The 25,783-nt window shown below is 61.3% G+C and carries 24 protein-coding genes and 1 other RNA gene; 18 read left to right on the forward strand and 7 right to left on the reverse strand.

Translation table 11 applies throughout. The features are described from left to right. Positions 1-35 precede the first annotated feature (35 nt). A complete protein-coding gene (gyrA, locus tag NMB41_RS17725) occupies positions 36-2,654 on the reverse strand; it encodes a DNA gyrase subunit A (RefSeq protein WP_494379117.1) in 2,619 nt (872 codons plus the stop codon). Between the two features lie 414 nt (positions 2,655-3,068). On the opposite strand from gyrA, the gene ompA reads away from it, so the two are divergent. The 9 genes from ompA to NMB41_RS17770 all read left to right on the forward strand — a co-directional run bounded on the left by ompA (position 3,069) and on the right by NMB41_RS17770 (position 10,556). Continuing rightward, entirely contained in the window at positions 3,069-3,782 is a 714-nt protein-coding gene (ompA, locus tag NMB41_RS17730) for an outer membrane protein OmpA (protein ID WP_494379118.1), read from the forward strand. A gap of 119 nt (positions 3,783-3,901) precedes the next feature. Then, on the forward strand, positions 3,902-4,603 hold the full coding sequence (ubiG, locus tag NMB41_RS17735) for a bifunctional 2-polyprenyl-6-hydroxyphenol methylase/3-demethylubiquinol 3-O-methyltransferase UbiG (protein ID WP_494379119.1): 702 nt from the start codon (positions 3,902-3,904) through the stop codon (positions 4,601-4,603). 25 nt (positions 4,604-4,628) lie between these two features. After that, the gene (locus NMB41_RS17740; protein WP_494379120.1) at positions 4,629-5,324 is read left to right on the forward strand and encodes an HAD family hydrolase; all 696 of its coding nucleotides are present in this window, start codon (positions 4,629-4,631) and stop codon (positions 5,322-5,324) included. A gap of 104 nt (positions 5,325-5,428) precedes the next feature. After that, positions 5,429-6,052: a glycine zipper 2TM domain-containing protein gene (locus tag NMB41_RS17745; protein WP_494379121.1), complete on the forward strand. Its 624-nt coding sequence runs from the start codon at positions 5,429-5,431 to the stop codon at positions 6,050-6,052. A 147-nt stretch (positions 6,053-6,199) separates the two neighbouring features. Beyond that, positions 6,200-6,558: a transfer-messenger RNA gene (gene ssrA, locus NMB41_RS17750) on the forward strand. Between the two features lie 95 nt (positions 6,559-6,653). Continuing rightward, on the forward strand, positions 6,654-7,181 hold the full coding sequence (locus NMB41_RS17755) for a DUF6538 domain-containing protein (RefSeq protein WP_494379122.1): 528 nt from the start codon (positions 6,654-6,656) through the stop codon (positions 7,179-7,181). A gap of 133 nt (positions 7,182-7,314) precedes the next feature. Further along, on the forward strand, positions 7,315-8,121 hold the full coding sequence (locus tag NMB41_RS17760; RefSeq protein ID WP_494379123.1) for a site-specific integrase: 807 nt from the start codon (positions 7,315-7,317) through the stop codon (positions 8,119-8,121). A 141-nt stretch (positions 8,122-8,262) separates the two neighbouring features. Continuing rightward, positions 8,263-9,666, forward strand: a complete 1,404-nt coding sequence (locus tag NMB41_RS17765; protein WP_494379124.1) for a hypothetical protein — start codon at positions 8,263-8,265, stop codon at positions 9,664-9,666. Positions 9,667-9,848: 182 nt separating this feature from the next. Next, on the forward strand, positions 9,849-10,556 hold the full coding sequence (locus tag NMB41_RS17770) for a hypothetical protein (RefSeq protein WP_494379125.1): 708 nt from the start codon (positions 9,849-9,851) through the stop codon (positions 10,554-10,556). A 94-nt stretch (positions 10,557-10,650) separates the two neighbouring features. Here NMB41_RS17770 and NMB41_RS17775 read toward each other — a convergent pair whose 3' ends face one another. Next, entirely contained in the window at positions 10,651-11,307 is a 657-nt protein-coding gene (locus tag NMB41_RS17775; protein ID WP_494379126.1) for a recombinase family protein, read from the reverse strand. Positions 11,308-12,052: 745 nt separating this feature from the next. On the opposite strand from NMB41_RS17775, the gene NMB41_RS17780 reads away from it, so the two are divergent. Then, the gene (locus tag NMB41_RS17780; protein ID WP_494379127.1) at positions 12,053-12,733 is read left to right on the forward strand and encodes a hypothetical protein; all 681 of its coding nucleotides are present in this window, start codon (positions 12,053-12,055) and stop codon (positions 12,731-12,733) included. 921 nt (positions 12,734-13,654) lie between these two features. On the opposite strand, the gene NMB41_RS17785 is transcribed toward NMB41_RS17780, so the two are convergent. Both NMB41_RS17785 and NMB41_RS17790 read right to left on the reverse strand, forming a co-directional pair. Continuing rightward, positions 13,655-16,939 (reverse strand): efflux RND transporter permease subunit, encoded by a 3,285-nt coding sequence (locus NMB41_RS17785; protein ID WP_494379128.1) that lies wholly within the window; start codon positions 16,937-16,939, stop codon positions 13,655-13,657. 6 nt (positions 16,940-16,945) lie between these two features. Continuing rightward, the gene (locus NMB41_RS17790; RefSeq protein ID WP_494379129.1) at positions 16,946-18,124 is read right to left on the reverse strand and encodes an efflux RND transporter periplasmic adaptor subunit; all 1,179 of its coding nucleotides are present in this window, start codon (positions 18,122-18,124) and stop codon (positions 16,946-16,948) included. Between the two features lie 341 nt (positions 18,125-18,465). Between NMB41_RS17790 and NMB41_RS17795 the strand changes: the two genes are divergently transcribed. The 4 genes from NMB41_RS17795 to NMB41_RS17810 all read left to right on the forward strand — a co-directional run bounded on the left by NMB41_RS17795 (position 18,466) and on the right by NMB41_RS17810 (position 20,305). Continuing rightward, complete coding sequence (locus NMB41_RS17795) at positions 18,466-18,957, forward strand: Hcp family type VI secretion system effector (protein WP_494379130.1); 492 nt, start codon at positions 18,466-18,468, stop codon at positions 18,955-18,957. After that, positions 18,957-19,376 carry a Rap1a/Tai family immunity protein gene (locus tag NMB41_RS17800; RefSeq protein ID WP_494379131.1) on the forward strand — a complete coding sequence of 140 codons (420 nt, stop codon included), beginning with the start codon at positions 18,957-18,959 and terminating at the stop codon, positions 19,374-19,376. The genes NMB41_RS17795 and NMB41_RS17800 overlap by 1 nt, the downstream gene beginning before the upstream one ends. After that, entirely contained in the window at positions 19,373-19,867 is a 495-nt protein-coding gene (locus NMB41_RS17805; RefSeq protein WP_494379132.1) for a T6SS effector amidase Tae4 family protein, read from the forward strand. The genes NMB41_RS17800 and NMB41_RS17805 overlap by 4 nt, the downstream gene beginning before the upstream one ends. A 90-nt stretch (positions 19,868-19,957) precedes the next feature. Then, on the forward strand, positions 19,958-20,305 hold the full coding sequence (locus NMB41_RS17810; protein WP_494379133.1) for an MmcQ/YjbR family DNA-binding protein: 348 nt from the start codon (positions 19,958-19,960) through the stop codon (positions 20,303-20,305). Positions 20,306-20,488: 183 nt separating this feature from the next. Here the strand turns inward: NMB41_RS17810 and NMB41_RS17815 are convergent, their stop codons facing one another. The 3 genes from NMB41_RS17815 to NMB41_RS17825 all read right to left on the reverse strand — a co-directional run bounded on the left by NMB41_RS17815 (position 20,489) and on the right by NMB41_RS17825 (position 22,449). After that, positions 20,489-21,115: a type 1 glutamine amidotransferase domain-containing protein gene (locus NMB41_RS17815; protein WP_494379134.1), complete on the reverse strand. Its 627-nt coding sequence runs from the start codon at positions 21,113-21,115 to the stop codon at positions 20,489-20,491. A 77-nt stretch (positions 21,116-21,192) separates the two neighbouring features. Next, positions 21,193-21,492, reverse strand: a complete 300-nt coding sequence (locus NMB41_RS17820) for a MerR family transcriptional regulator (protein ID WP_494379135.1) — start codon at positions 21,490-21,492, stop codon at positions 21,193-21,195. A gap of 27 nt (positions 21,493-21,519) precedes the next feature. Beyond that, entirely contained in the window at positions 21,520-22,449 is a 930-nt protein-coding gene (locus NMB41_RS17825; RefSeq protein WP_494379136.1) for a DnaJ C-terminal domain-containing protein, read from the reverse strand. A 175-nt stretch (positions 22,450-22,624) separates the two neighbouring features. Here NMB41_RS17825 and NMB41_RS17830 point away from each other — a divergent pair, with 175 nt between their 5' ends. The 4 genes from NMB41_RS17830 to NMB41_RS17845 are packed head-to-tail and all read left to right on the forward strand — an operon-like array spanning position 22,625 to position 25,743. After that, on the forward strand, positions 22,625-23,008 hold the full coding sequence (locus tag NMB41_RS17830) for a BlaI/MecI/CopY family transcriptional regulator (protein WP_494379137.1): 384 nt from the start codon (positions 22,625-22,627) through the stop codon (positions 23,006-23,008). Then, positions 23,005-24,801 carry a penicillin-binding transpeptidase domain-containing protein gene (locus NMB41_RS17835; protein WP_494379138.1) on the forward strand — a complete coding sequence of 599 codons (1,797 nt, stop codon included), beginning with the start codon at positions 23,005-23,007 and terminating at the stop codon, positions 24,799-24,801. Before NMB41_RS17830 ends, NMB41_RS17835 begins: the two co-directional genes overlap by 4 nt. A gap of 45 nt (positions 24,802-24,846) precedes the next feature. Continuing rightward, on the forward strand, positions 24,847-25,224 hold the full coding sequence (locus NMB41_RS17840) for an MBL fold metallo-hydrolase (protein WP_494379139.1): 378 nt from the start codon (positions 24,847-24,849) through the stop codon (positions 25,222-25,224). Positions 25,225-25,263: 39 nt separating this feature from the next. Beyond that, a complete protein-coding gene (locus NMB41_RS17845; protein WP_494379140.1) occupies positions 25,264-25,743 on the forward strand; it encodes an MBL fold metallo-hydrolase in 480 nt (159 codons plus the stop codon). Positions 25,744-25,783 lie beyond the last annotated feature (40 nt).

The raw sequence follows: 25,783 nt of genomic DNA on the forward strand, positions 1-25,783 counted from the left end.
CAAAGGGAGGGCAGCGCCCTCCCTCGTCGGGGTTGTTACTCCGGCGCGGCTTCGAGCTCGACCTCTTCCAGGTCGGTCTCGACGATGCGCTGCAGGCCCGACAGCTTGGTGCCGTCTTCGACCGCGATCAGGGTCACGCCTTGCGTGGCGCGGCCCATCTCGCGGATCTCGGACACGCGGGTGCGAATCAGCACGCCGCCGGTCGTGATCAGCATGATCTCGTCGCTGACGTCGACCAGGGTCGCGGCAACCACTTTACCGTTACGCTCGCTGGTCTGGATCGCGATCATGCCCTTGGTGCCGCGGCCGTGGCGGGTGTACTCCGTAATCGGGGTACGCTTGCCGAAGCCGTTCTCGGTGGCGGTGAGGACCGACTGCTGCTCGTTCTCGGCCACCAGCAGGGCGATCACGTTCTGGCCCTCTTCCAGGTTCATGCCGCGCACGCCGCGCGCGGTACGGCCCATCGGACGCACGTCGTTTTCGTCGAAGCGCACGGCTTTACCGGCATCCGAGAACAGCATCACGTCGTGCTGGCCGTCGGTCAGCGCGGCGCCGATCAGGAAGTCGCCCTCGTCCAGGTCGACCGCGATGATGCCGGCCTTGCGTGGATTGCTGAAGTCCTTCAGCGGCGTCTTCTTGACGGTGCCCAGCGACGTCGACATGAACACGTAATGGTCTTCCGGGAAGGTGCGGTTTTCGCCCGACAGCGGCAGGATGACCGTGATCTTCTCGTTGTCCTGCAGCGGGAACATGTTCACGATCGGCTTGCCGCGCGAATTGCGCGAACCCTGCGGCACTTCCCAGACCTTCAGCCAGTACATGCGGCCGCGGTTCGAGAAGCACAGCATGTAGTCGTGCGTGTTGGCGATGAAGAGCTGGTCGATCCAGTCTTCGTCTTTCGTCGCCATCGCCTGCTTGCCGCGACCGCCACGCTTTTGCGCGCGGTATTCGGCGATCGGCTGCGACTTCATGTAGCCGGTGTGCGACAGGGTCACGACCATGTCCTGCGGCGTGATCAGGTCTTCGGTATCGAGGTCGCTCGCGTTGTGCTCGATGGCCGAGCGGCGCGTGTCCTTGCCGTTCTCGGCGTAGTCGTTCTTGATCTGGACCATCTCGTCGCTGATGATGGTCGTGACGCGCTCCGGACGCGACAGGATGTCGAGCAGGTCGGCGATGTGGGACATCACTTCCTTGTACTCGTTGACGATCTTGTCCTGTTCCAGGCCGGTCAGGCGCTGCAGGCGCATCTGCAGAATTTCCTGCGCCTGCTCGTCCGACAGCTTGTACAGACCGTCCTGCTGCATGCCGTAGTGCTTCGGCAGGTGCTCGGGGCGGAAGGCTTCGACGCCGCCGATGGTGCTGCCTTCGGCGGTACGCAGCAGCATTTCGCGCACCAGCGACGAATCCCATGCACGCTGCATGAGTTCCATCTTCGCCACCGGCGGCGTCGGCGCGGCCTTGATGATGGCGATGAAGTCGTCGATGTTGGCCAGCGCAACGGCCAGGCCTTCGAGCATGTGGCCGCGTTCGCGCGCCTTGCGCAGTTCGAACACGGTGCGGCGAGTGACCACTTCGCGGCGGTGCGACAGGAAGCACTCGAGCATCTGCTTGAGGTTCAGCAGCTTCGGCTGGCCGTTGACCAGCGCCACCATGTTCATGCCGAAGGTGTCTTGCAGCTGGGTCTGCTTGTACAGGTTGTTCAGCACCACTTCCGGCACTTCGCCGCGCTTCAGCTCAATGACCACGCGCATGCCCGACTTGTCGGACTCGTCGCGGATGTCGCTGATGCCTTCGAGCTTCTTGTCGCGCACGTTCTCGGCGATACGCTCGAGCAGCGACTTCTTGTTCACCTGGTACGGCAGCTCGTCGATGATGATCGCGATGCGGCCGCCATCCTTGCCATATTCTTCGAAGTGGGTCTTGGCGCGCATCACCACACGGCCGCGGCCGGTGCGGTAACCGTCGCGCACGCCCGAGACGCCATAGATGATGCCGGCGGTCGGGAAGTCCGGCGCCGGGATCAGCTCGATCAGTTCGTCGATCGTGCAGTCCGGGTTGCGCAGCAGGTGCTGGGCGCCGTTGATGACTTCCGACAAATTGTGTGGCGGAATATTCGTCGCCATGCCGACCGCGATGCCGGAGGATCCGTTGATCAAGAGGTTCGGGATCTTGGTCGGCAGGACGGTTGGTTCTTTTTCCTTGCCGTCATAGTTCGGCTGGAAGTCGACCGTGTCCTTGTCGATGTCGGCCAGCAGTTCGCTGGCGATCTTGTCGAGGCGGCACTCGGTGTAACGCATTGCCGCCGCGCTGTCGCCGTCGATCGAGCCGAAGTTGCCCTGGCCGTCGACGAGCGTGTAGCGCAGCGAGAAATCCTGGGCCATGCGCACGAGGGTGTCATAGATCGACGAGTCGCCGTGCGGGTGGTACTTACCCATGGTGTCGCCGACCACGCGCGCGCACTTCACGTACGGGCGGTTGAAGTTGTAATTACTCTCGTGCATCGAGAAGAGCACGCGGCGGTGCACCGGCTTCAGGCCATCGCGCACATCCGGCAGCGCACGGCCCACGATCACGCTCATCGCGTAATCGAGGTAGCTCTTGCGCATCTCTTCTTCGAGGGAAATAGGGACTGTTTCTTTTGCGAATTGATCCATTGTGCGGGTCGACTGCTTTCAGGCTAATGGTTATGAGTTCCAACCAATGATTCTACCATGCACCTATACGGTGGGCGACATTTGCAGCAGCGGCCGGCACGCGGCGGGGCCGCCGCCCTCCTTTTCGGGCAATTATTGATTTGACACATGCTTGTCATAAACATTCGTCAAGCTGGCGTGCGCTTCCAGTACGTTGTTGCGCAGAAACAACGTACTGATTTATCATGCACCACGATTGCGCAAACGCAGGTCGTATGGATATAGCGAGTGTGGCAAAATGGCCGAGAAGTTAATTGCTTGTTTCATAATGCGAAACGAACACAGCGGCAAATGATGTTAATATTCTGCCTACGTTGTCGTAAATGGAAAAAGTTTCGCAGCGAAAAGAGATAAAACCCGAAAGGATCAAAAAATATGAAGAAGATTGCAACCCTCATGCTCGCAGCTTCGGCAGCGATGGCTGGCAGTGCGTTCGCACAGAGCGCACCTCCGTATGCGCCGCTGACGACCGACATCCAGGCGAACAAGCCGTACAGCGCGTACGTCCAGGACAGCCGCGGCGTGATCGCGCGCGATCCTTTCGGCCTGTGCTGGCGTACCGGCTACTGGACCCCGGCCGATGCGGTTCCAGGCTGCGACGCCCCACTGTGCGTCCCACCAGAGAAGCTCGAAAACGGCAAGTGCGTCGCTCCGCCGCCACCACCGGTCGAAGCCGCACCAGCGCCTGCTCCAGCACCTGCACCAGCGCCGGCACCAGTGCCGACCTCGGAAAAGGTAAGCTACTCGGCTGACGCCTTCTTCGATTTCGACAAAGCCGTCCTCAAGCCAGAAGGCAAGAAGTCGCTCGACGAGCTGACCTCGAAGCTGGGCGACATGAACCTGGAAGTCATCATCGCCGTCGGTCACACCGACTCGATCGGCACCGATGCCTACAACCAGAAACTGTCGATCCGCCGCGCTGAATCGGTCAAGGCCTACCTGCAGAGCAAGGGCATCGACGCCAACCGCGTCTACACCGAAGGCAAGGGCGAGAAGCAGCCAGTTGCTGAGAACAAGAGCTCGGCTGGACGCGCGAAGAACCGCCGCGTCGAGATCGAAGTCGTCGGCACCCGTACCCGCCAGCAGTAATCTGCACGCGGTACAAGAACCCCGCTTCGGCGGGGTTTTTTTTCGCCTGTACCCTTGCCGCATGTTTTAATGGGCACGCGTCCGTCGCAGCCCGATATTTCCCGTTATTATTCCGACCTATGACTACGAACGCCGATCCTCTCGAAATCAACAAATTCAGCGAGCTGGCCCACCGCTGGTGGGACCCCACCTCCGAGTTCCGCCCGCTGCACGAAATCAACCCGCTGCGCCTGGAATGGATCAACGCGCGCGCGCCGCTGGCCGGCAAGAACGTGATCGACATCGGTTGCGGCGGCGGCGTGCTGTCCGAATCGATGGCGCGCAAGGGCGCCAAGGTCACCGGGATCGACCTGTCGAAAAAAGCGCTGAAGGTCGCCGACCTGCACGGCCTGGAATCCGGCGTCGACGTGCGCTACAAGCTGATCGCCGCCGAAGACATGGCGCTTGAAGAACCCGGCCAGTACGACGTCGTCACCTGCATGGAAATGCTCGAGCACGTGCCGGATCCGGCCTCGATCGTGCGCGCAGCCGCAGCCCTGGTGAAACCGGGCGGCCACCTGTTCTTCTCGACGATTAACCGCAATCCGAAGGCGTATTTGCTGGCCGTGATCGGCGCCGAATACGTACTGCGCATGCTGCCGCGCGGCACCCACGACTACGGCAAATTCCTGACCCCGGCCGAACTGTCGCAATTCGTGCGCGCCGCCGGCCTGCAGGTAGAGGGCATGAAGGGCCTGACCTATAACCCGCTGACCAAGATTTATTCGCTGAACAACGACACCGATGTGAACTACATGGTGGCCTGTACCAAGCCTCTGTAAACCAAGCCTCTGAACGCCTGATTCGATGACCTCCCCTGCTCTGACCAAGGCACCGCGTGCCGTCCTGTTCGACCTCGACGGCACGCTGGCCGACACCGCGCCCGACCTGGCCGCCGCCGTCAACTGGCTGCGCACCGAGCGCGGCCTCGATCCCACGCCCTACAGCGTGCTGCGCCCGACCGCCTCGGCCGGCGCGCGCGGCATGATCGGCGCCGCCTTCGGCCTCGCGCCGGGCGACGAAGGCTACGAAGAATTGCGCGTCCAGTGGTTCGACCGCTACCAGTCGAACATGGCTGTCGAGAGCGAACTATTCGAGGGCATCGACGCACTGTTACAAGGCATCGAGGACGCCGGCATGGCCTGGGGCGTCGTCACCAACAAGCCGGCGCGCTTCACCGACCCCCTGATTCCGCAAATCGGCCTGGCGCACGCCGGCTGCATCGTCTCGGGCGACACCATGCCGCACGCCAAACCGCACCCCGCGCCCCTGCTCGAAGGCGCACGCCGCCTCGACATCGCACCGAGCGCCTGCTGGTATGTGGGCGACGACCTGCGCGACATCGAAGCCGGCCGCGCGGCCGGGATGCCGACGGTGGCCTGCGCCTGGGGCTATTGCGGCGCGATCGAACCGCAGAACTGGGGCGCCGACTTCCTGTGCGCCACGCCTTTGGAGCTGTTGGAACTGCTGCGCAGCGTGGCCCAGGCGCGCGCCACCGCCTGAGTACTTACATCTGATTACGATTGATACCGGTTTCTGTCTACCGTGTAACTGTCGTAATCCGTAATCTGCATCCATCGACAACGCAACAACAGATGGAGCAGACCATGAACACCACCGCAACCGCCACCCGCATTCATCCTTTGATGGCCACCGCAGCCGTGTCGGTCATCATCGTCAGCCTGACCGGCGCCGCCGCCATCACCGGCATGCTGCCTTCGTCGCGCAGCGCTCCCGAGCCGCAAGCCTTCGTGCAGCCAACCGCCGGCACGCTCGCACCGATCGCCGCAGGCCAGTTGCAAGCCGCCGCGCCGAACCAGTACCCACAAGCCGCACCGATGGTGGTGAGCGCCGCGCCAGGCACGACGACCTATATCCAGTCGGCCAACAACCCGTCGGCACCGGTCGTGATCGTGAAGCAAGAGCCGGCGCCGGTCGTGAAGAAGACCGTGACGCAACCGCGTGTGGTCGAGCGCGTCGTCGAGCGCCGCGTGGTCGAGCATCGCCCTGCCCGTCCGGCAACGCGTTACGAAGAACCGACCTACCGCGCCCCGGCGCCTGCTCCGGCACCCGCCCAGCCAAGCTATGTCGGCATCGGCACCGGCGCCGTCATCGGCGGCCTGATCGGCAACCAGGTCGGCGGCGGCAACGGCAAGAAGATCGCGACGCTGGCCGGCATCATCGGCGGCGGCTACCTCGGCAACGAAGTCGCCAAGCGCGCTGGCCAGTAAGTTCGATCTGGTTACGCCGGTCGAGCACGGTAGGGTGGGCTCTCGAGCCCACGCGTTTTACGTGTCGTTGAAGACCCGACCGTCCCCGTCGGACGGACGATTTGATGCGCTACACACCGGCTCCGATTGGAGTACAATGTGTTCGTTGGGGGCGACCTGGTTTCGACGTGGGTTGCAAAGCAGCGCAGGGCATACCGAGGACTGGTTACCTCGTAAATACATCCAGAAATCAATAACTGCAAACGATAACTCGTACGCACTCGCAGCTTAATTGCTGCTAGCTCTACACTACCTCGCCTCTGGGGTGGGCCGCAAGGCAAGTAGAGTCATTTACAGAGGCTAGGACTCAACCGGGTTACTTGGTTGCTTCCGAAATTTAAGGTAACTCGCTGGTACGCAGGGTGCACATCCCCGTCGTGCCGGCTAAATTAAATGATAGTGCTAAGTATGTAGAACTGTCTGTAGAGTGCTTGCGGACGAGGGTTCGATTCCCTCCGCCTCCACCAAGTATTCCGATAAACCTCTGATTCGTCAGAGGTTTTTCATTTTCTGCTCTCCGGTTTTGGCTTGTTCACCCAAAGTGAGCACCCCAAGAGACAGAATGGCAATCCGACTACCTTCTCATCTGCACCGCGCCCGATCCGGCATACTGCACTTCCGTATAGCAATCCCGCCAGACCTCCGAATCCACTTCAAGACCCGCGAAATCTACCGCAGCCTCCGCACCGCCAACGTGCGGGAGGCAGCCACGACCGCCCAGGCGCTCTCGCACTCGCTTAAGCAGCTCTTCTCCCAAATTCGTACCGGAACTATGTCTGAATACAAAAACTCGCCTCCTGGGCGGCTTGGTGGCCTCGACCTTGGCCTTATCATGGAGTTCCACTTCGACACGGTGACGCCGACCAAGAAGACTGTGAGATTCCAGACCGAACCGCACGACACGCCGGAAATGGTCTCCGCTGCCCTGGCGGCAATCAATGGCACCGGTGGCGCTGGCACACAGGAACTGAAGAAGTCCACGCCCCTATTCTCTGAACTCGTTGAGGACTACAAGCGCGACCGGCTCGCTGCCGGTAGTGGATACCGAAAACCCAGGACGAGAACCTGGCGGTCTACAAGCTGTGTCTGACCATCATCGGTGACCTTCCGATCGGTGACATTGGCGATGACAAGGCGCTGACTTACGTTGAAACGCTGAAAAAGTTGCCCGCGAACATGAACAAGATGCCGGCATACAGAGGTCCATCAGTGAAGTCATCGCCTTGAACCCGTCACCGATGGCGACGCGGACAATCAACAAGAGTCTTGAGCGGATCAGCAGCCTATTCAAATTCGCCACATCAAAACCCAAGTATGACCTGCGCTACAACCCATTCGGCGGGCGCAGCCTGGACGAAAGCGATGTACAGCAACGCGAACCATTTACGGTAGTTGAACTTACCAGGCTGTTCGGCGCGGTCGAACACGCTCAACGCCGGTACAAGACGGCCTACAGCTATTGGCTACCGCTAATGGGGCTGTTGACTGGGGCGCGCCTGAATGAGCTTTGTCAGCTTTACCTATCGGACTTCGAAGTCATTGGCGGCATCGACTGTATCAATATTCAGGACGCCGAAGATGGACAGCGAGTCAAGAACAAGAGCGCCCGGCGCCTCGTTCCTGTTCATGACAAGCTGATCGAAGTTGGCCTGATACGGTACGTTGAGCGACTGCGCGCCCAGGGCCACGACCGCCTTTTTCCGACGCTGGAACTCACCGAAGACGGCTATGGCAAGATGCCGTCAAGATGGTTTGGCAGGTTCAAAAATCGGTGCGGCATCACGGCAAAGCATACAAAAGTTTTTCACTCATTCCGGCACACGTTCATATCGTCAATACTAAACAACAACGTGCCAGAAACGGACGTCGCGCCCATTGTGGGCCATGAAGGCATACTGGTGACCTCGAAGGTATATTGGAACGTTAAGGACCCAGCGAAGCGTAAACCAATCGTTGAAAATTTCCAGCCACACCCAGACGTCTGGCGCCTGGTTCCAAAAATCGAAGATATTGTGATTACAGGCGAGTAGACTATGCTGCCCCCTGTTTGTCAGATCGAGTGATGTGATAGCGCAGACCTAGACTGACAACTGCTGCCCGATCAGGTAAAGTGATCCTGCGTGGCGTCTGGATGGTAAATAAATTGGCCCCTAATTTTTGCGAAATCTAACTTGACTGGAGTATTGATGGGGCAGCCTGATCGTGATTCTGTAATATCCGCATTGAAAAACGGACGTTTTGATGATTTGGTTGGCGAATTTGAAAACGAATGGCTAGAGTGCAAAGGGCAGCCATACGACCTCACTAGAGAAGATCAAAAGCTTGAGTTAGCCAAAGATACCACTGGCTTGGCGAACGCTGGAGGTGGTCTCCTTCTACTAGGTTACTCAACAAAGCGTAGTGATATCCACGGGGAGGATCAAATTCATGAAGTTCGAGCGTTTCCCGAAGATCGCTTTCGTCAGTCGCAGTATGAGAGTGCACTGACCACATGGATTTACCCACCAATTGATGGTGTCGAGATTTTGAAGCATCAAGTTTCTCTTGATCCATCATATATTGTTGTGTCTATAAATGTACCGAAAGTGGCAGGTCCTAACAGTCCAGTATTAGTCGCAAAATCAATGCTGGACAGCAATCGTAAAATTGAAAACCTAGTAGGGTATTTCGTTCGGAAGCAATCGCATGTAGCACATTATGATGTCAAACGAATTCAAGCATTGCTTCGCGATGGCTTACGGTACGACGCAGATATACGTGAGAATTTCTCAGCATTGCACAATGCTATTGAATCTTTACGTGGACATACACCCCCCCAAGTTGCAGCCATATCTCATGAGGAAATAACCCGTGACGTACAGGAAGCCCTGATAGCAGTGCAATTGCAGGAAGATCCATCGATCATTCTGACTGCTGTTCCCGGCCGCGCCCTGAACTTGGCTGGACTCTTTGAGTCGACTTCATCTGAATTGGTCAGACTTATCGAATCCCCACCACAAGTGCGTTCGTTCGGATTCAATCTGGGAACTGGAGAGAGATCAAAAATAATTAAAGGGAAAGTTCGACGTGCTGTTGAAGTCGGATATAAGGCAATTGAAGTGCACCGGAACGGCCTTGTTATATTTGTTAGCGATGGGGGAGGCAATGGTCTATGTTGGGGACGTCCAGAACGACAACAACAGTCATTCCTAATCAACCAGATCGCACTGATCGAATATGTTTATTTATTTTGCATCTTCTCTCGTTCAGTGCACTTTTCGCAAATGCAGGAAAATGAAAAAGTTATCCTAGGTGCGGAGCTTTCGAACCTGTCGATGAACGGAAATCCGCCGAAGCTGGAGCCAGGACACCCAGGCAGGTTCGGGGGGTTTAGTTCTCCGAAATCTGCTCCTGAAGGGTCGGGTAAGTTCACCTGTGAAATCAATTTATCGACCTCACCAGAGCGAGCCGCTTTTCTTCTATTGTCGGAAATATATATTTGGTTTGGCATTGAAACAGACAAGATACCTTTAACAAAACTGGATCCTAATCAAGAACAAATAATCGACCGTGACGCGCTTCGCGATTACTCGTGAAGTGTTTTAAGACTCCGCCCTAGCACTACGATATAAATCGACCGGCGCCAACTGCCGAGCCTTGAACGTCGCTTGACGAATCAGAAGAAGTATTAGTGCGATCTAAACTGACAGCTAACAGGCAGCAACAGGAGTTAGGACGATTGATAGTTGCCTCATCAACTTTCGAAAGATTAAACACTATGCATGAAGAGATTTCCCCACAATTGTTAGCAGCAGAATTCGACAGCATTATTCGCACCATGCCCGACCGAAAAACGATCCGCCATGACCTACCCCAAAATCATGAGTGGTTGGGCCAAGCGGCTGCATTGGTCATGATGGCTGATACTGTTAGAGGAACATTTTTTAGGCAGCAGATAGACCGGCTTTACAGCATGAGTGGTGACCCAAACGCCGCAGTGCAATCTATCATCATCACATTACAGCAGTGCAGGAGCGAATGGCGTCTTAAATCGGGAGGGCCGCTTACTGTCGCGTTCGAACCGGGGAGGCAGTTCGATTACTTCGATGAAATTCGTAAAATTCTTGAGAGTGCAACTTCGGATGTGTTTGTGGTCGACCCTTACGCAGGAGCCGAATTCGTTGGACGTTACATTCCCCATATAAAGAAAGGCGTCGCAGTGCGTATGCTTGTAGAGAACCAAATCACGCAAGTGAGATCTGCAGCCGAGATGTTCACAGCGCAACATGGCACGGCTATCGAAGTTCGAAAGTCGAAAAACATGCACGACCGCTTTATTTTTATTGACCGTCGCGATTGTTATACGAGCGGTGCTACGTTTAAAGACGGAGCAGTGAAATCCGCAACAATAATCACGCAGATTACCGATGCATTCGCGCCAATGTTGCAAATATACGAAGATGCATGGGGAGTTGCGACCAGCTAGTACAGTAACGCAAGCGTAGATTGTCTAACGCGCATCTTGGATCTGCCCTGGTGCGCGAGCTAGAACACGATCTGCCCAGGAGCACTTGGTTAACTTATTCCGCGCGCGCCAGGACCCGGGAAACCGCCTTAGCGGTCCATTTGCCGCCCCGCATAGTCGGCATGTTGGTTATGTTCAAGGCGCCGGCGATCGCGCTCATGCTCATGCCCTCTTTCAGATTCCCGATGATCCCCAGGACGCGCTCGGAGAATTCAGCAGAGGCCGCGGCATTGGCAGCGGCGCCCTTCGCCTGAGCTTCACCCAGGTTCTTTTGATTGCCCAGCTTTCCAGTCCCTACTTTCGACTTGAGCACCGCCTTCGTGCGCTCGCCGATCATCTTGCGTTCCTTCTCACCCAGCGCGGCATACAGGTGCAGGACAAACGGATCTACGTCCGCGCCCAGCTCGGCCACGATGAAGGGAACACCCCGAACCATCAAATCGCTGATGAATGCTACATCACGGCTCAAGCGGTCCAGCTTGCTCACGATCACTGGACAACGCAGCCGACGCCCCTCTGCAAGCGCAGCGGCCAGCTCTGGACGGTATGCAAGCGCCAGCTTGGCACTTGCAACTTCTCGATACTCGCCGGCGATCTGAAAGCCCTCTGCGGCACAGAACCGCTCGATAGCATCCTTTTCCGCATCTAGGCCCAGGCCGCTCTTGCCCTGCTCTGAAGTGCTGACCCGGCGATAGATGATTGCTTTTTTCATAAGTTTCCTCTGATTGTGTCAACTCTTCATGACGGTATTGCGGATAGCTAGGATAGCTAGGATAGCTCCGATATCCCAGCTCTCCCTCCTTCGGAATCCGGCCAGGCGGTGTAGTGGACCTGGCACACCACGCCAGGGAGAATGCGGCGCTGCGCGACCAGGTCGGCCGGCTCGAGCACGAACTGTTCTGGACGAAAGTCTCTCAACGCAACCTGGATGAACTGAAATCGAAATGCACCCAACCAGCCTGCAGGGATTGCAGGTTCGCGGCGCCCGCCCAAGGCTACCAGCTGGGCCAATGCCGCCGCCGCACCCAGTCCCGGGGCAAGTTGTAGAATAAGGCGCCGGCGTTGGCTCGCGTTCTCTAGCATTGAACGGTCCTGTGGTGGCTCCACACCCGCCAGGCGCCGCCCAAGGTCGTGTGCCGCAAGCCGAGCATCGCGCACCGACCAGCTACCGAGGTCGCCCCGGTATTTCAACAGGCCCAGCAAGCGATAGAAAAGCCAGCGCTGAGTTGAACATCTGCTAAAGTTGGTGTTCCTGGGAGATAACAATGATTAGGGATCTTGGTGTAGTCAATTTCAAATGCCCGACGTGCCAAGCAGGTGTCACGGAGGTGTACAGTCCGGTAAACATATATTCACTTAATTATCAGCATCCTCAAACGCATTACGAAACGGATCTCCCGGTACAGTGCCCGTTCTGCAGGAGTGCGTTTTCGGTTCGGGTCAAGCATATAGCCGCATTGACTTGGATTGCAGATCTTCCGGAATATCCCGAGGTAGCTGTCACCTTCGAAGACAGGGCCGCAAGCACGGACTGGCTGTCGCTTTATCCTCCTGATGATCCATTCGCAGTCTGGACAGAGGCGTATCACCGGCTCGGTGACATTATCGCAGCGTACGGCATAGGCGGTCGGAGCGAGCAGCCGGAACTAGGTGATGTGATTAATCGTATGGTGTTTTCTGGGGCGATTGCTGCGATGGAGGCGTTCTTGGGCGATATGCTGATACAGACCGTCATGTCGAATCAACGCGTGCTTGATCGTTTACTACTCGGCGATGATGGAGTAAAGCAAGCGACAGAGCTTGCGAGTAGGCAAGGTCCTGAATTCGTCAGAATTAAAACGCGCGAATTCTTGGCGGGACGTTTGTACCATCAACTCAACAAAGTCGGTAAACGTTATCTTATAGCCCTTGAAGTCGATATTTTCCCTGACTCGGATACCTTGGATCGGCTGAAAACTGCTGTTAATACGCGTCATGACATTGTCCACCGCAACGGGAAGACAATGGCTGGGGCCAATGTGGAACTCAGCACAAGCGAAGTGGCAGCAGTTTTGACCGATTTGAATGACTTTGCATTTTTTGTTGTCGGCGCAGTTCACTGGTCTGTCAATCGTCAACCTGAAGTAGAAGGTTCTTGACAGTACCCATGCGGGTTACAGAAGATTATTCGCTAGACGGCGGCTCCACCACCAAGACCTCCATGAAGTGCCCGCGTGACGTCGATATGGTGCAGGGTGGCGGTCAATAAGGTCAGGGAGGAAAACCACACGGCCCACCTGCGCACCAACCAGCGGCCCCACGCGACCGCGTTCAAGGCGCCCAGCATGGCCGGCAGCCCGAACACATACCTGACGATCAGCGCGGCCGCCCACCACGGCATCGGGCAATGGCCCAGCTCGCAACTGGGTCGCGCGGGCCGCCAATCTGGCTGGCCACGTTCACCCAGTGACGGTTTTTTCATCCTTCACAGGCGGCGATAGGGGTGTTATTGCCCAAAGGGTTGCTGTAGGTTGTCAAATTCTGAGAAAGCGGCATCCCAGGCGACGCGGTGACCCTATAGAATCCCCAAGCTCGCACCCCAAGTGGGGTGCTTTTTTTGAGCCAAGCCGGGGTAGGCAGCCTGTAGAATCAGAGAGTTACGGAACAGATGGTGGAGGTTGGAGACTCCCTCCGCCTCCACCACCGCACAACGAGAACAGCCCCGCTGGCTTACGCCAGCGGGGCTGTTCTCGTTGTGCGGTGTTGTTTGGGCGGAGGGAATCGAATCCGAGTCCGGCACGGACGAGTGGGGTGAACAGGGGTTTCGAGCTGCGCAGCAGCGAGCCTGTGAACGACCTTGCGCATGCAAGCGCAAGGTCCCTCCGATTCGCCTGACTAAAGAAAATCGCGCAGCGATTTTTGCAGTACAGAGCCTGACTGTCCCACAAAGCTCAATACCAAGAGAAACCAGGATTTCCCCAACCCATTTCTATCGCTCGCTGCTATCGGACCTGACCTGATTCGCTTATCGAAATCAGAGCCTGCCCGCCGCCAGAATCCCGATCAGCTCAACGGTCGCTTCAGGACTGGTCCTTGTCGGGGGTAGACTCCTCGCCAGGATGATAAGGATGCGCCGACGCATCGCATTCGGCGCGCACTTGCGCCGCATGCTTGCGCCGCCGCGCCGTGCTCAGGCGCAGCAGCATGTAGAACACCGGTGTCAGGAAGATACCGAACAAGGTGACGCCCAGCATCCCCGAGAACACTGCAATGCCCATCGCCCGCCGCATTTCGCTGCCGGCGCCGCTGCTGATGATGAGCGGCACCACGCCGGCGCAAAACGCAATCGAGGTCATCAGGATCGGGCGCAGGCGCAACCGGGCCGCCTCGATCGTCGCGGCCAGCGGAGGCTTGCCGGTCTCTTCCAGGTCCTTTGCGAACTCGACGATCAGGATCGCATTCTTGCAGGCGAGCCCGACCAGCACCACCAGCGCCACCTGGGTGAAGATATTCAGGTCGCCCGGCTGCAGGAACGGGGGCTGGCGCGATAGCCAGACGCCGGACAGCGCCGCCAGGATGCTCATCGGCACGATCGCGACAATTGCCAGCGGCAGCGTCCAGCTCTCGTACTGGGCGGCCAACACCAGGATCACCAGCACCAGCGACAGCCCCAGGACTGCCCCGAGGGTGGGGATCCTGGCATCAAGGCCGGGCAGCGCCACGTCGCGCGTAAGCCGGTCCTGGTACGACAACTCGGTCCATTCGTAGCTGATGCCGCGCGGCAGCGCGGCCAGCAGGCGCTCGATTTCCGATTCGGCCTGGCCGCTGGAAAACCCCGGCTTCGGCGCCCCGTTCAGGTCGGCCGAGGGAAAGCCGTTGTAGCGCGGCACGCGGGTCGGCCCGAAGGTCGCGCCGACCTTGATCAGCGCGGCCAGCGGCACCATGTCGCCGTCCCGGTTGCGAATCTTGAGCGCGCCGATCGACTCGGCGTTGGCGCGGTACGGCGCATCCGCCTGGACGATCACCTGGAAGATCTTGCCGAAACGGTTAAAGTCATTGACATACAGGGAGCCCAGGTAGACCTGCATCGCGTCGTAGATGTCGTTCAGCGCCACGCCCATCTGCTTGGCCTTGGTGCGGTCGATGTCGGCCAGTAGCTGCGGCACGTTGATGTCGTAGGTCGAGTACGGCGTGCCGATCGACGAGTTCGGGTCGGCATGGATCTGGCCGAGCGTGCCCCACGCCGCGCCGTACAGCCCCTGCTCGCCCACCCCGCTGCGATCCTGCAGCTGCAGCTTGAAGCCGCCCGAGGTGCCCACGCCTTCGACCGCCGGCGGCGGTACCACGAACATCCGCGCCCCCTTGATTTGCTGGAGCTCGCCATTGACCCGGGCCAGGATCGCGTCCTTGCCGAGGTCGGCGCTGGTGCGTTGCTCGAAGGGCGCGAGGCCGAAAAAGACCACGCCCTCGTTCGGCGCGGCCGAAAAGCCGGCGATCGACAGGCCGGGGAACGCCACTGCGTCGGCGATGCCCGGCACCTTGAGCGCGATGTCGCTCATGCGCCGGATCACCGCGTCCGTGCGCTCGATCGACGCGCCGGCCGGCAACTGGGCGATGCCGATCAGGTATTGCTTGTCCGGCGCCGGCACGAAGCCGGTCGGCACCCGCGTGAACAGCAGCGCGGTGGCCGCCAGCAGCAGCAGGTACACCAGCAGCGCGGGCAGCTTGTGCCCCAACAGCTGCGTGACGCCGCGCTGGTACCTTTCCGTGAACTGGTGGAAGTGGTGGTTGAAACGCCGGAACAGCGGGCCCAATACCCGGTCGAGCGCGCGTGTGAGGCGGTCCTTGGGCGCGTCGTGCGGCCGCAGCAGGATGGCAGCCAGCGCCGGCGACAGGGTCAGCGAATTAAATGCCGAGATGATGGTGGAAATGGCGATCGTGATCGCGAACTGCCGGTAGAACTGGCCCGACAGGCCCGGCACCAGCGCAAGCGGCACGAACACCGCGCACAGTACCAGGGCAATCGCGACGATCGGCCCGCTCACTTCCTGCATCGCCTTGATGGTGGCGGCGCGCGCCGTCAAGCCGTTCTCGATATTGCGCTCGACGTTCTCGACCACCACGATAGCGTCGTCGACCACGATCCCGATCGCCAGCACCATGCCGAACAGGGTCAGGGTGTTGATCGAGAAGCCGAGCACGAGCAACACTGCGAAGGTGCCGATGATCGATACCGGCACAGCCACCAGCGGAATGATCGACGCGCGCCAGGTCTGCAGGAACAGGATCACCACCAGCACCACCAGCACCACGGCCTCGATCAGGGTAGCCACTACTTTTTCGATCGAGGTCTGCACGAAGCGGGTCGGGTCGTACACGATGCTGTAGCCCACTCCGGGCGGAAACGACTTGCTGGCATGCGCCATCAGCGCGCGCACGTCCTTCGACAGCGCCAGCGCGTTGCTGCCGGGGGACTGGAACACCGCGATCGCCGCCGCCTCCTTGTTGTTGAGCAGGCTGCGCAGCGCATACGTGTTGGCGCTCAGCTCGACCCGGCCGACGTCCTTGATGCGCACCAGCGCGCCGGTTGCCGGATCGGAACGCACGATGATGTCGGCGAACTCCTGTTCGGTCGCGAGCCGGCCCTTGGTATTGATCGGCAGCTCGAAGTCGCCGCCGCGCGCCGCCGGCGGCGCGCCGACCACGCCGGCGGCGACCTGCGCATTCTGTTCGCGGACCGCCGCCACCACATCGCTGGCGGTCATCGAGCGCGCGGCCAGCTGTTGCGGGTTGAGCCAGATGCGCATCGCGTAGTCGCCCGCCCCGAACAGCTGCACGCTGCCCATGCCTTCGATGCGCAGCAAGTCGTCGCGCAGGTGCAGCCGGGCGTAGTTGCGCAGGTAGAGCGCGTCATGGCTGTTGTCGGGGCTGGTCATGTGCACCACCATGGTCAGGTTGGGCGCCTGCTTCTCGGTGGTAACGCCGATCTGGCGCGTGATGTCGGGCAAGCGCGGCAGTGCGCGATTGATGCGGTTCTGGACCGATGTCTCGGCCGCGTCGGGATTGGTGCCGATGGCAAAGGTGACGGTCAGGGTCATCTGCCCGTCGCCGGTGGACTGGCTTTCGTAATACAGCAGATGCTCGATGCCGCCAATCTGTTCTTCCAGCGGGGCGGCCACGGTCTCGGCGATCACGCGCGGATTAGCGCCGGGGAACTGGGCGCGCACCACCACCTGCGGCGGCGTCACGCTGGGATACTCGGCGATGGGCAGCAGGAAGATCGACAGGCCACCGATCAGGAAAATGAACATCGACAGCACCGTGGCGAAGCGCGGCCGGTCGATGAAGGAGCGCGCGGTATCCATTGCCGCCTAAGGCCCCGGGCGCGCGGGCCCGGCCGCGCCGGGCGCGCCGAGCGGCAGGCCGTGCTCGTCCGGCGTCACCTGCTGCGGCGTCACCGCTGCGCCGGGTGTGGCGCGCTGCAGGCCGTCCACGACGATGAGCTCGCCGGGCTTGACGCCGCTGACCACGCGCATGCCGTCGATCAGCGCGCCGGGCTTGACTTCGCGCGCCTCGACCCGCTGGCCGGGGCCCACCACCAGCACCAGCCTGCGGGTCTGGTCGACCGTGATGGCGCGGTCCGGCACCAGGGTCGCTTCGTACGGCTTCCCTGCGCCGATCCGGATGCGCGCCGTCAGGCCCGGTGTGAGCCGGCCATCGGCGTTGTCGAATACCCCGCGCAACTGGATGCTGCCGGTGGTCGGGTTGAGCTGGTTGTCGACGAAGTCGATTCGCCCCGTATGTGGAAACCCCTCCTCGTTGAACAAGCCCATCTGTACCTTCGGTTCTGCCTGGCGGTTCGCTGCCGCCTGACCGTACTTGAGGTAGGCAGCCTCGCTGGGCTCGAAGTAGGCGTACACGCGGTCGGTCGAGACGATGGTGGTGAGCACCGGGTCGTTGACGCTCACCAAATTGCCCACGGTGACCGCCTTGCGCGACATGCGCCCGGTGATCGGCGCGACGATGCGGGTAAATTCGAGGTTCAGGCGCGCCGTGGCGAGCGCGGCTTCGGCCGCGCGCAGGCTGGCGGTGGCGTTCTGCGCCGAGGCGCGCAACTGGTCCACTTCTTGCTGGGAAACAGCGTTGGCCGCCAACAAGCGCTCGCCGCGCGCCGTCAGGATGCGCGCCAGTTCGCCCTGGCTGCGCGCCAGCGCGACGTTGGCCGCGGCGCGCGACACCTCTGCTGCGAACGGGCGCGGATCGATGGTGAACAGCACCGCGCCCTGGCGCACCTGGTCGCCATCGCGGAAATGGATGCGCTCGAGCGTGCCGGCCACGCGGGAGCGCACATCGACCTGGTCGGGGGCGGCCAGCCGCGCGCTGTACTCGTCGACCTCCTCGACCACGCGGCGCGTCACCGGCGCTACCACCACTGGCGGTGGCTTGGCGCCCCCAGGGGGCTGCGCCGGCGCCTCACGGCCGCAACCGGCGCAGGCCGCTACCAGCACGACCAGCATCGAAAGCAGCAGGATTTTGCGAACCAGGTGCATGTCTCAACTTTCCAGCCGCAGTCCTCAGCTGACTTTGAGTTGCCGGAAGGGTCACCGATCTGGTTGGAGTCGAATCAAGCGCAGTGGTTCGCTGGGCGTGGCCAGGGAGGCCTGATGAAGTTGCGCCCGGAGGGAATACCTACGCATTTAACGTTTCGCCGGGTTGCATCTGTCTCAGCCCACCCCTCCTTTGCATTCCCGCCGGCATATCGCCCGCGCAGTTCCTCCGCACAACCCTATACAGCGTCCCATTGATCTCCCCCGCTCGCCCACTTGACCCCATCCAACTTGCATAAAGCGCAACAAACCCAGAATGCCATATCCCCAATAACGGAGGCACCATGGCAGCAGACTTCTACCTGCACCTCGAAGGCATCAAAGGCGAATCCACCGACTCCAAGCACCCCGCCTGGATCGAGTGCACCTCCGTCAACTGGTCCATCACCCAACCCAAAAGCGCCACCGCATCCACCAGCGGCGGCCACACCGCCGAGCGCGCGGACCTCAGCGAAATCACCATCAGCAAGCTGGTCGACCTCGCATCGCCCATGCTCGCGCAGCTCTGCGCCTGCGGAAAAACGATCTCAAAAGCCAGGATCGAGATGCAACGCGCCGATGGCCAAGGCGAGCCAATCAAATATTTCGAGGTCGAGCTCGAAAACGTGCTGATCGCCCACATCGCTCCGGCCTTCGCCGGCGGCGGCTTCCCGGGCGAAAGCCTCGGCCTGAAATTCTCGAAAGTGCGCTGGAAATACACCCAGCAGAAAATCGGCGGCGGCAGTAGCGGCAACACGGCCGGCGGCTGGGACCTGGCCACCAATAGGATCGCGTGATGCGTGCGCCGATCCTCTTCCTGCTCATGGCGGCCGCGCCCGGTCTCGCCCAACCGGCAGCACCTTCCGCGCAGATGACCGGCGAGGCCCTGGTCAAGCTGATGGGCAATGTGGATCCGGCCCTGGTGTCGTGGTCACCTGCCAGCCCATTTCGCACGCGCGCCATCGCCGCCGAATACATCGACATGTCGAACGGCGAATTCGTGCGCGGCTTCATCCAGGCCATGCACGATGCCACCCGGGGAAAAGAGTGGTGCCCGGGCGCCCAGATCAGGCCGTTGCCGCATGAGATGGAGGCCGATGCGCGGCACGCGCTGCAACGCCTGCCAGCCGCCGAACTGAAGCGCGGAGCGGCGGACCTCATCGTGGCGGTCTGGCGCAAGGCCTGGCCCTGCCCGGGTCAGCGGAGGCAGCCATGAAAGTTCCATACGCCAACCTGAGGATGCACTTCCCGGACACGGACAGCGTCGAACGCGACGAGCTCTACCATTGGATCGGCTACCCACAGAAGATCAACGACCCGAACTTCTACAACACCTGCGCAATCCGCATGAGCCTGGCCCTGCTCGGCGCCGGCTACCCGAATCCGGGCCAATGGCCGGTCGTGGCCGGCAAATACAAGGGACGCGCCATCGAAACGCAGCAGCGCCGGCTCAGCACCTGGCTGACACGCCACGTCGGCCAGTCTGAGAAATTCAAGGACGGCCAGTCAGCGGAACGTGCGATCGGCGAGCGGCGCGGTATTGTCTCGTTCTTCGGCATCTACGGCGGCGCCCGGCCACAAGGACACATTGCCATCGTCTCGAAGGATCGGTGGGGTAGGTATCTACGCTGTGGGAACGAGATCGACGGGACGGCGACCGGCTGCTACTGGTCATCGCGCGAGGTGTGGTTCTGGCCGCTGGCGTAGGAGACTAAGGGAAAGTTATGGCGTACCATCGTTGAAATAGCTGCCAAGAAAAACGACAGAAATACTCAACCTCGATCGAAAGTACAGTGCATGAATTTTGAAGCCGCCAAATCCCTCTGCCGCAGTTTCCCCGGCGTCCTTGAGGACACCAAATGGGGCAACGACATCGTCTTCTCCGTCGGTGAAAAGATGTTTGCCGTGACCAACCTGGGCGAGGCGACCGGCATGAGCTTCAAGGTCGAGGACGACCGTTTCCTCGAGCTGACGGACCGGCCGGGCATTATTCCGGCGCCCTATCTGGCGCGGGCAAAGTGGGTGTATGTGGAAGATGCGAAGGCGCTCAGCGATGAGGAGGCGGCGCAGTTGTTGCGCAGGTCGTATGAGCTGGTGTTTGGGAGGTTGACGAAGAAGTTGCAGCGGGAGATTAGCGGGGCGTAGCAGTTAATCTGAACGCGCGCGTTGTCCTCTGCGATGGTACGTGGGGCTGTTGCCTGTGCCGTTATTGGTGCGATTAATCCGCGTGGGCATGAATGCCCACCCTACGGGACAAGGAGCGGGCCAAGAACATAAAGGACACGCCAGTGGTCGAAAGTCAAAACCACCGGCGCGCTCCATGTTCACTTACGACGACGGCCCCAAATCCGCTATTTCCGGAGAAATCATCATCTCCTTCAACAAGGCATCGTTAAACGCCGGAATATCATCCGGCGTGCGGCTCGTGATCAGCTTTTCATCGATTACCACTTCCTGGTCGCTCCATTCGGCCCCTGCATTCTTCAGGTCGTCCTGGATCCCGGGCCAGCTGGTCAGGCTTTTCGACTCGGCGATGCCGGCGTCGATCAATACCCAGGGCGCGTGGCAGATCGCGGCGATCGGCTTGTCTTCATCGTAGAAGTCGCGGATGAAGGCGATCGACTCGACGCTCTTGCGCAGTTCCAACGGATTCTTTTCGCCGCCCGGCAGCACCAGGGCGTCGAAGTCGGCCGGCTTTGCATCGGCAATGTTCATCTCGACGCGGAATTTGTCGCCCGGCGCGTCATGGTTCATGCCCTGCACTTCCTCGCCCACGGCTTTCGGAGAGATCAGGATCACCTGCGCGCCGTGCTGTTCCAGGAAAGTGCGTGGCCCGGTGTACTCGACCTGCTCGACGCCATCCGTCATCAGGACGGCCACGCGCTTGCCCACCAATTCCCCGCCCGCCGCCTTCTCGCCTTCGGGGTCCGGCACTTGCACCTGTTCCACTTCCATGTGACCTCCTCAATGTGATCGTTTGTGAATAATCTGACATTGATTTTAGGAGGACACCAGCGTCTATGGCGCGCGCTTCAGGCGTCCTTCAGGCCGAGGGTGCGCAGGCGGGTCCGCAGCCGCCGTACCTCGTCGGCGAGATCGATCACCAGCGCCGCGAGATCTTCGTTGGCATCGAAATGCCGCTCCAGTTCGAGCAGGCGGCGCGCCCGCGCCAGGTCGCTGCTGCGAAAACGCAGCACCGCTGCGTCGCCCAGCACGCCGGCCTGCACATGCCGCACTACCCAGTCCGGCTCGACCTGGCAGGCACGGGCCAGCTCCTCCATATTCAGGGCCACCTCGTCGAGCAGCACCCCGGTCACAATCTGGTTCCCCATCATGGTTCGCTCCTCCTCAAACAAGACTCATTCGGCACGCGGATTAAACGCAAGATCGCGTGCCATGGCCTGGTAGATCGCCCGCGCTTTGTCGTTATTCGCCGGCGGCAGCACGACATCCAGGATCAAATACAGGTCGCCCGGCGGCTTGGCCGGAATGCCCCGGCCCTTCAGGCGCAGCTTGCGTCCGCTCTGGGAGCCGGCGGGGATGGTCACCTCGACCGTGCCGGAAGGCGTCGGCACGGCGATCGGGCCGCCGAGCGCGGCCTCCCAGGGCGTCACCGGCACGTTCTCGTACACGTGCGCGCCTTCGATGCGGTAGCGCGGATCGGGCGCGAACGCGATTTCCAGATACAGGTCGCCAGGCCCGGCGCCGCCATGGCCTTCGTGGCCCTGACCTGCCAGGCGCAGCTGCTGGCCCGGCGTCACTCCTGGCGGAATGTTCACGCTGAGCGTTTTTTCCTGCATCGTGGCGCGCCCCGATCCTTCCTGCCGCGGCACGCGCAGGCTCACGGTGCGTGTGGCGCCGCGGTAGGCGTCGGCCAGGTCGATCGTGATGGTGGCGTGGATATCGTCGCCGCGCATCTGGAAGCCGCCGCCACGGCGTTGGCGTCCGACGTGCGCAAACAGGTCGGAAAAGAAGTCGTCGGCCCCGGCCTCGGCGCCGGCTCCGGCTCCGGCTCCGCCGAAATCGTAGTGCTGGCCCCAGTCCGGCGGCGGGCGGAATTGTTCGCCCGCGTGGTGGCTACGCCCCAGCGCATCGTAGGCCGCGCGCTTTTCGGCGTCGCCCAGCACGTCGTAGGCTTCGTTGATTTCCTTAGTCTTCGCGTCGGCGTCTCCGTGACTGCTGACATCCGGGTGGTACTTGCGCACCATTTTCCGGTACGCCTTCTTGATCTCGTCCGCGCCCGCGCCCCTGTCGACGCCAAGGGTCTGGTAATAGTCCTTGTATTCCACAGTGCACTCCCGGAAGGTTGCTCTTTCCCTGCCAGATGGGGTCAGGCGTCGCGAATCTAAAGTTTCCGCTCACTTGCGGGACCGTGCCGCACGCTTGGTACAAACAGACGCCCTTTGACGGCTTGTGACAGTTGTCGCATAATTGCGACCACAATCAAATATTTAAGATCGCACCATGTCCGTCCCCCTGATTACCGAACTGAGTCTGTTGAAGGCCTTGTGGCGCCAGCAGCCCCTGAGCGCGCGCGAAATCCACGAGCGCGTCCAGGACGAACTCGGCTGGTCGTTTTCGTCGACCCGCAAGACGCTCGAACGCATGCTGGAAAAGGGCATGGTCAGCCAGCAGGTGCGCCACGGCGTGCAGGTGTATGAGGCGGTGCTGGAAAAGGTCGATACCCTGGCCGCCTTTGCGCACGATTTCGGCAAGCGCGTGATGGAAATCGACGCGCCGCTGCCGGTCACGATGTTCACCGGCAGCAAGCTCGTTGACGCGCAGGAGCTCGCGCAGCTCGAGCAACTGCTGCAGCACTGGCCGGACGACGCGGACGCGTCCCCATGACATCTATTGAACTTGCGCTGGCGCGGCTCCTGCTGGCCGCGGCGGGCTCGCTGCTGGCTGGCGGCGCGATCTGGGCCGTGGCTGCGCTGTGCCGCAGATGCCTGCCTGCGCTTTCCCAGCAGCGCTCGTTCTGGCTATTGGGACAGCTGGCGGTGGCGGCGGTGTTCGCGGCAATGCTGTTGCCGCCGGCCGAACGCCTGTGGGTGGTGCCCGTAATCGAGATGGGAGAGCGCATGCCGGAGCAGGCCGCTGCGGCGTCCGCCCCGGCGGCGCACCCTGCCGCGGCGGCCGCGACCAAGCCGGCATCCGAATCCCGGCACGCCTGGCTGCGCGATGCCGCTCTCACCTGGCTCGCCCTGTACCTGCTCGGCCTCGGCCATGCGCTCTACCGCTGGCGGTGCGGCCAGCGCGCGCTCGATGCGCTGGCGGCCAGCGGCGGTCCCCTTGCCGAACTGGCCGCGCATGCGGGCCTGGCCGCGCAGGCGCACGCCTCGCTGCCGGCCGTGATCGAAGTCGACGCGCCCATCTCTCCGATGCTGCACGGTGTGTTCAAGCCGCGCCTGCTGCTGCCGCGCCACCTGCGCAGCTTTGATCCCTTGCAGCAGCGGCTGATCGTCGAACACGAACTGGCGCACTGGCGCCGCCACGACCTGCGCTGGAGCGCGGCGGCCCTCGCCTTGCAATGCCTGTTCTGGTTCAATCCCTTCATGCGCCTGCTGCGCGCGCATCTCGGCTGGGCCCAGGAACTGGCCTGCGACCGCGATGTGCTGCGCCAGCGGCCCCAGGGCGAGCGCAAGGCCTATGCGGCGGCGCTGCTTGCGCAGCTGAAGCTGCAACAGTGCCCAACGGACATGGCGCTGGCCTTCGGCACCAGCGCAGGACCGCCGCTGACGATGCGCATCAACCTGATCCGCACACCGATGGCGGCCCAGGGCGCCTGGCCGCGCGCTGCCGCATTCGTCTGCCTGGCGGCGGTGGCAGGCGCCAACATGGCTCTGCAGCCGGCACTCGGCTGGCAGGCCGCCGGCGGACCGGGTACGCCGGCGTGGTCATCAGCCGGGACCGGGGCGCCGCTCGATTGCACGCTCATCATCGATGCCGACAGCGGCGCCGCCATGGTCAGCAAGGGAAGCTGCGACCAGCGCGCCACCCCGGCCTCCACCTTCAAGATCGCCATCAGCCTGATGGGTTTCGACAGCGGCGTGCTGCGCGACGAACACACGCCTTCCCTGCCCTACCAGCAGCGCTATGCCGCCTGGAATCCGTCCTGGCGCCAGGGCACCGATCCGGCGCGCTGGCTGCGCGAATCGGTCGTCTGGTATTCGGACGAAGTCAGGTCGCGCCTGGGCGCGCCGGCCGTGCGCGGCTATGTCGAGGCATTCGGCTACGGCAACCGCGGCCTTTCCGATGTAGCCGGCGCCGCGGATACGGCGGCGCTGTCCGAGCTCAGTCCCACGCTCAAGATTTCGCCGGTCGAACAAACCGTTTTCCTGCGCAAGCTGGTCAAGGGCAGCCTGCCGGTATCCGCCCATGCCCACGCGATGACGGCGCGCCTGCTCAAGGTTCGGCGACTTCCGAACAGCTGGGAGGTCTACGGCAAGACCGGCACGGCCATCACACGGCGGCCGGACGGCGGCGAAGACGCGGTTGGCTGGTTCGTCGGCTGGGCCAGAAAAGACGGCCGCACGCTGGTGTTCGCGCGGCTGCTGGAGCAGCCGGTGCGCAGCGATGGCCACGCCGGCCCTTTGACGCGCGACGCTTTCCTGGACCAACTGGCGCGCAGCACGCTGTAACGCAGCCCCGCTGGGGTCTCTTCACGACGCATCGAGGCGTTTAACATGAAAAAAATATCTGTTTGCTTGTCCGCTATCGTGATTGCAGCCTCCCTGGCGACCGCCAGCGCAGCAGACTGGTACGCGCCGCAGGAACCCTTCGCCGTCTACGGCAATACCTATTACGTCGGCACAGGCGGGATCAGCGCGCTCCTGATTACCTCGCCGGCCGGCCATGTCCTGATTGATGTCGGCGGCCCCAAGTCGCCGGCGCAGATCGTGGACCACATCCGCACCCTGGGATTCAAGGTCGAGGACATCCGCTACATCCTCAACTCGCATGCGCACCACGACCATGGCGGCGGCATTGCGGAGCTTCAGAAGCTGAGCGGCGCCACGGTATTGGCGAGTCCGGCTTCGCTGGACATTCTCGCAAGCGGCTAGGCGGACAAGACCGATCCGCAATTTCCCGGCCTCGAGCCAATGACACCCGTCGCGAAGCTGCGTGCCGTCAATGACGGCGAAGTAGTCCGGCTCGGCCCCATCGCGCTGACCGCGCACTTCACACCCGGGCACACCAAAGGCGGCACAAGCTGGACCTGGCAATCGACGGAAAACGGACGCACCGTTAATATGGTCTACGCCGACAGCCTGTATGCCTTGTCCGGCCAGAAGGTACGCTTCAGCGCCAACCCGGGCTTCCCGAATGCGAAAGCCGCCGTCGAGGAATCCATCGCCACGGTCGCTTCACTCAAGTGCGACATCCTCGTGGCCGCGCACCCGGAACTGGGCGGTTTGTGGGAGCGCAAGGCACAGCAGCCGGCACGCGGCAATGCCGCCTTCATCGATCAGGACGGGTGCCGCAACTACGCGGCCAAGGCCCGCGCCTGGCTGGCGAAAACGCTCCTTGATGACGCGGCGGCTGCGAAAAAAGGCAAGGCGGTCCCGTCCCACCAGCCTTAGCCTTTAGACAGTAAAATCACGGGTTTCCCGCCCGTGATTT

The sequence above is a fragment of the Massilia sp. FBCC-B171 genome (assembly GCF_059134155.1).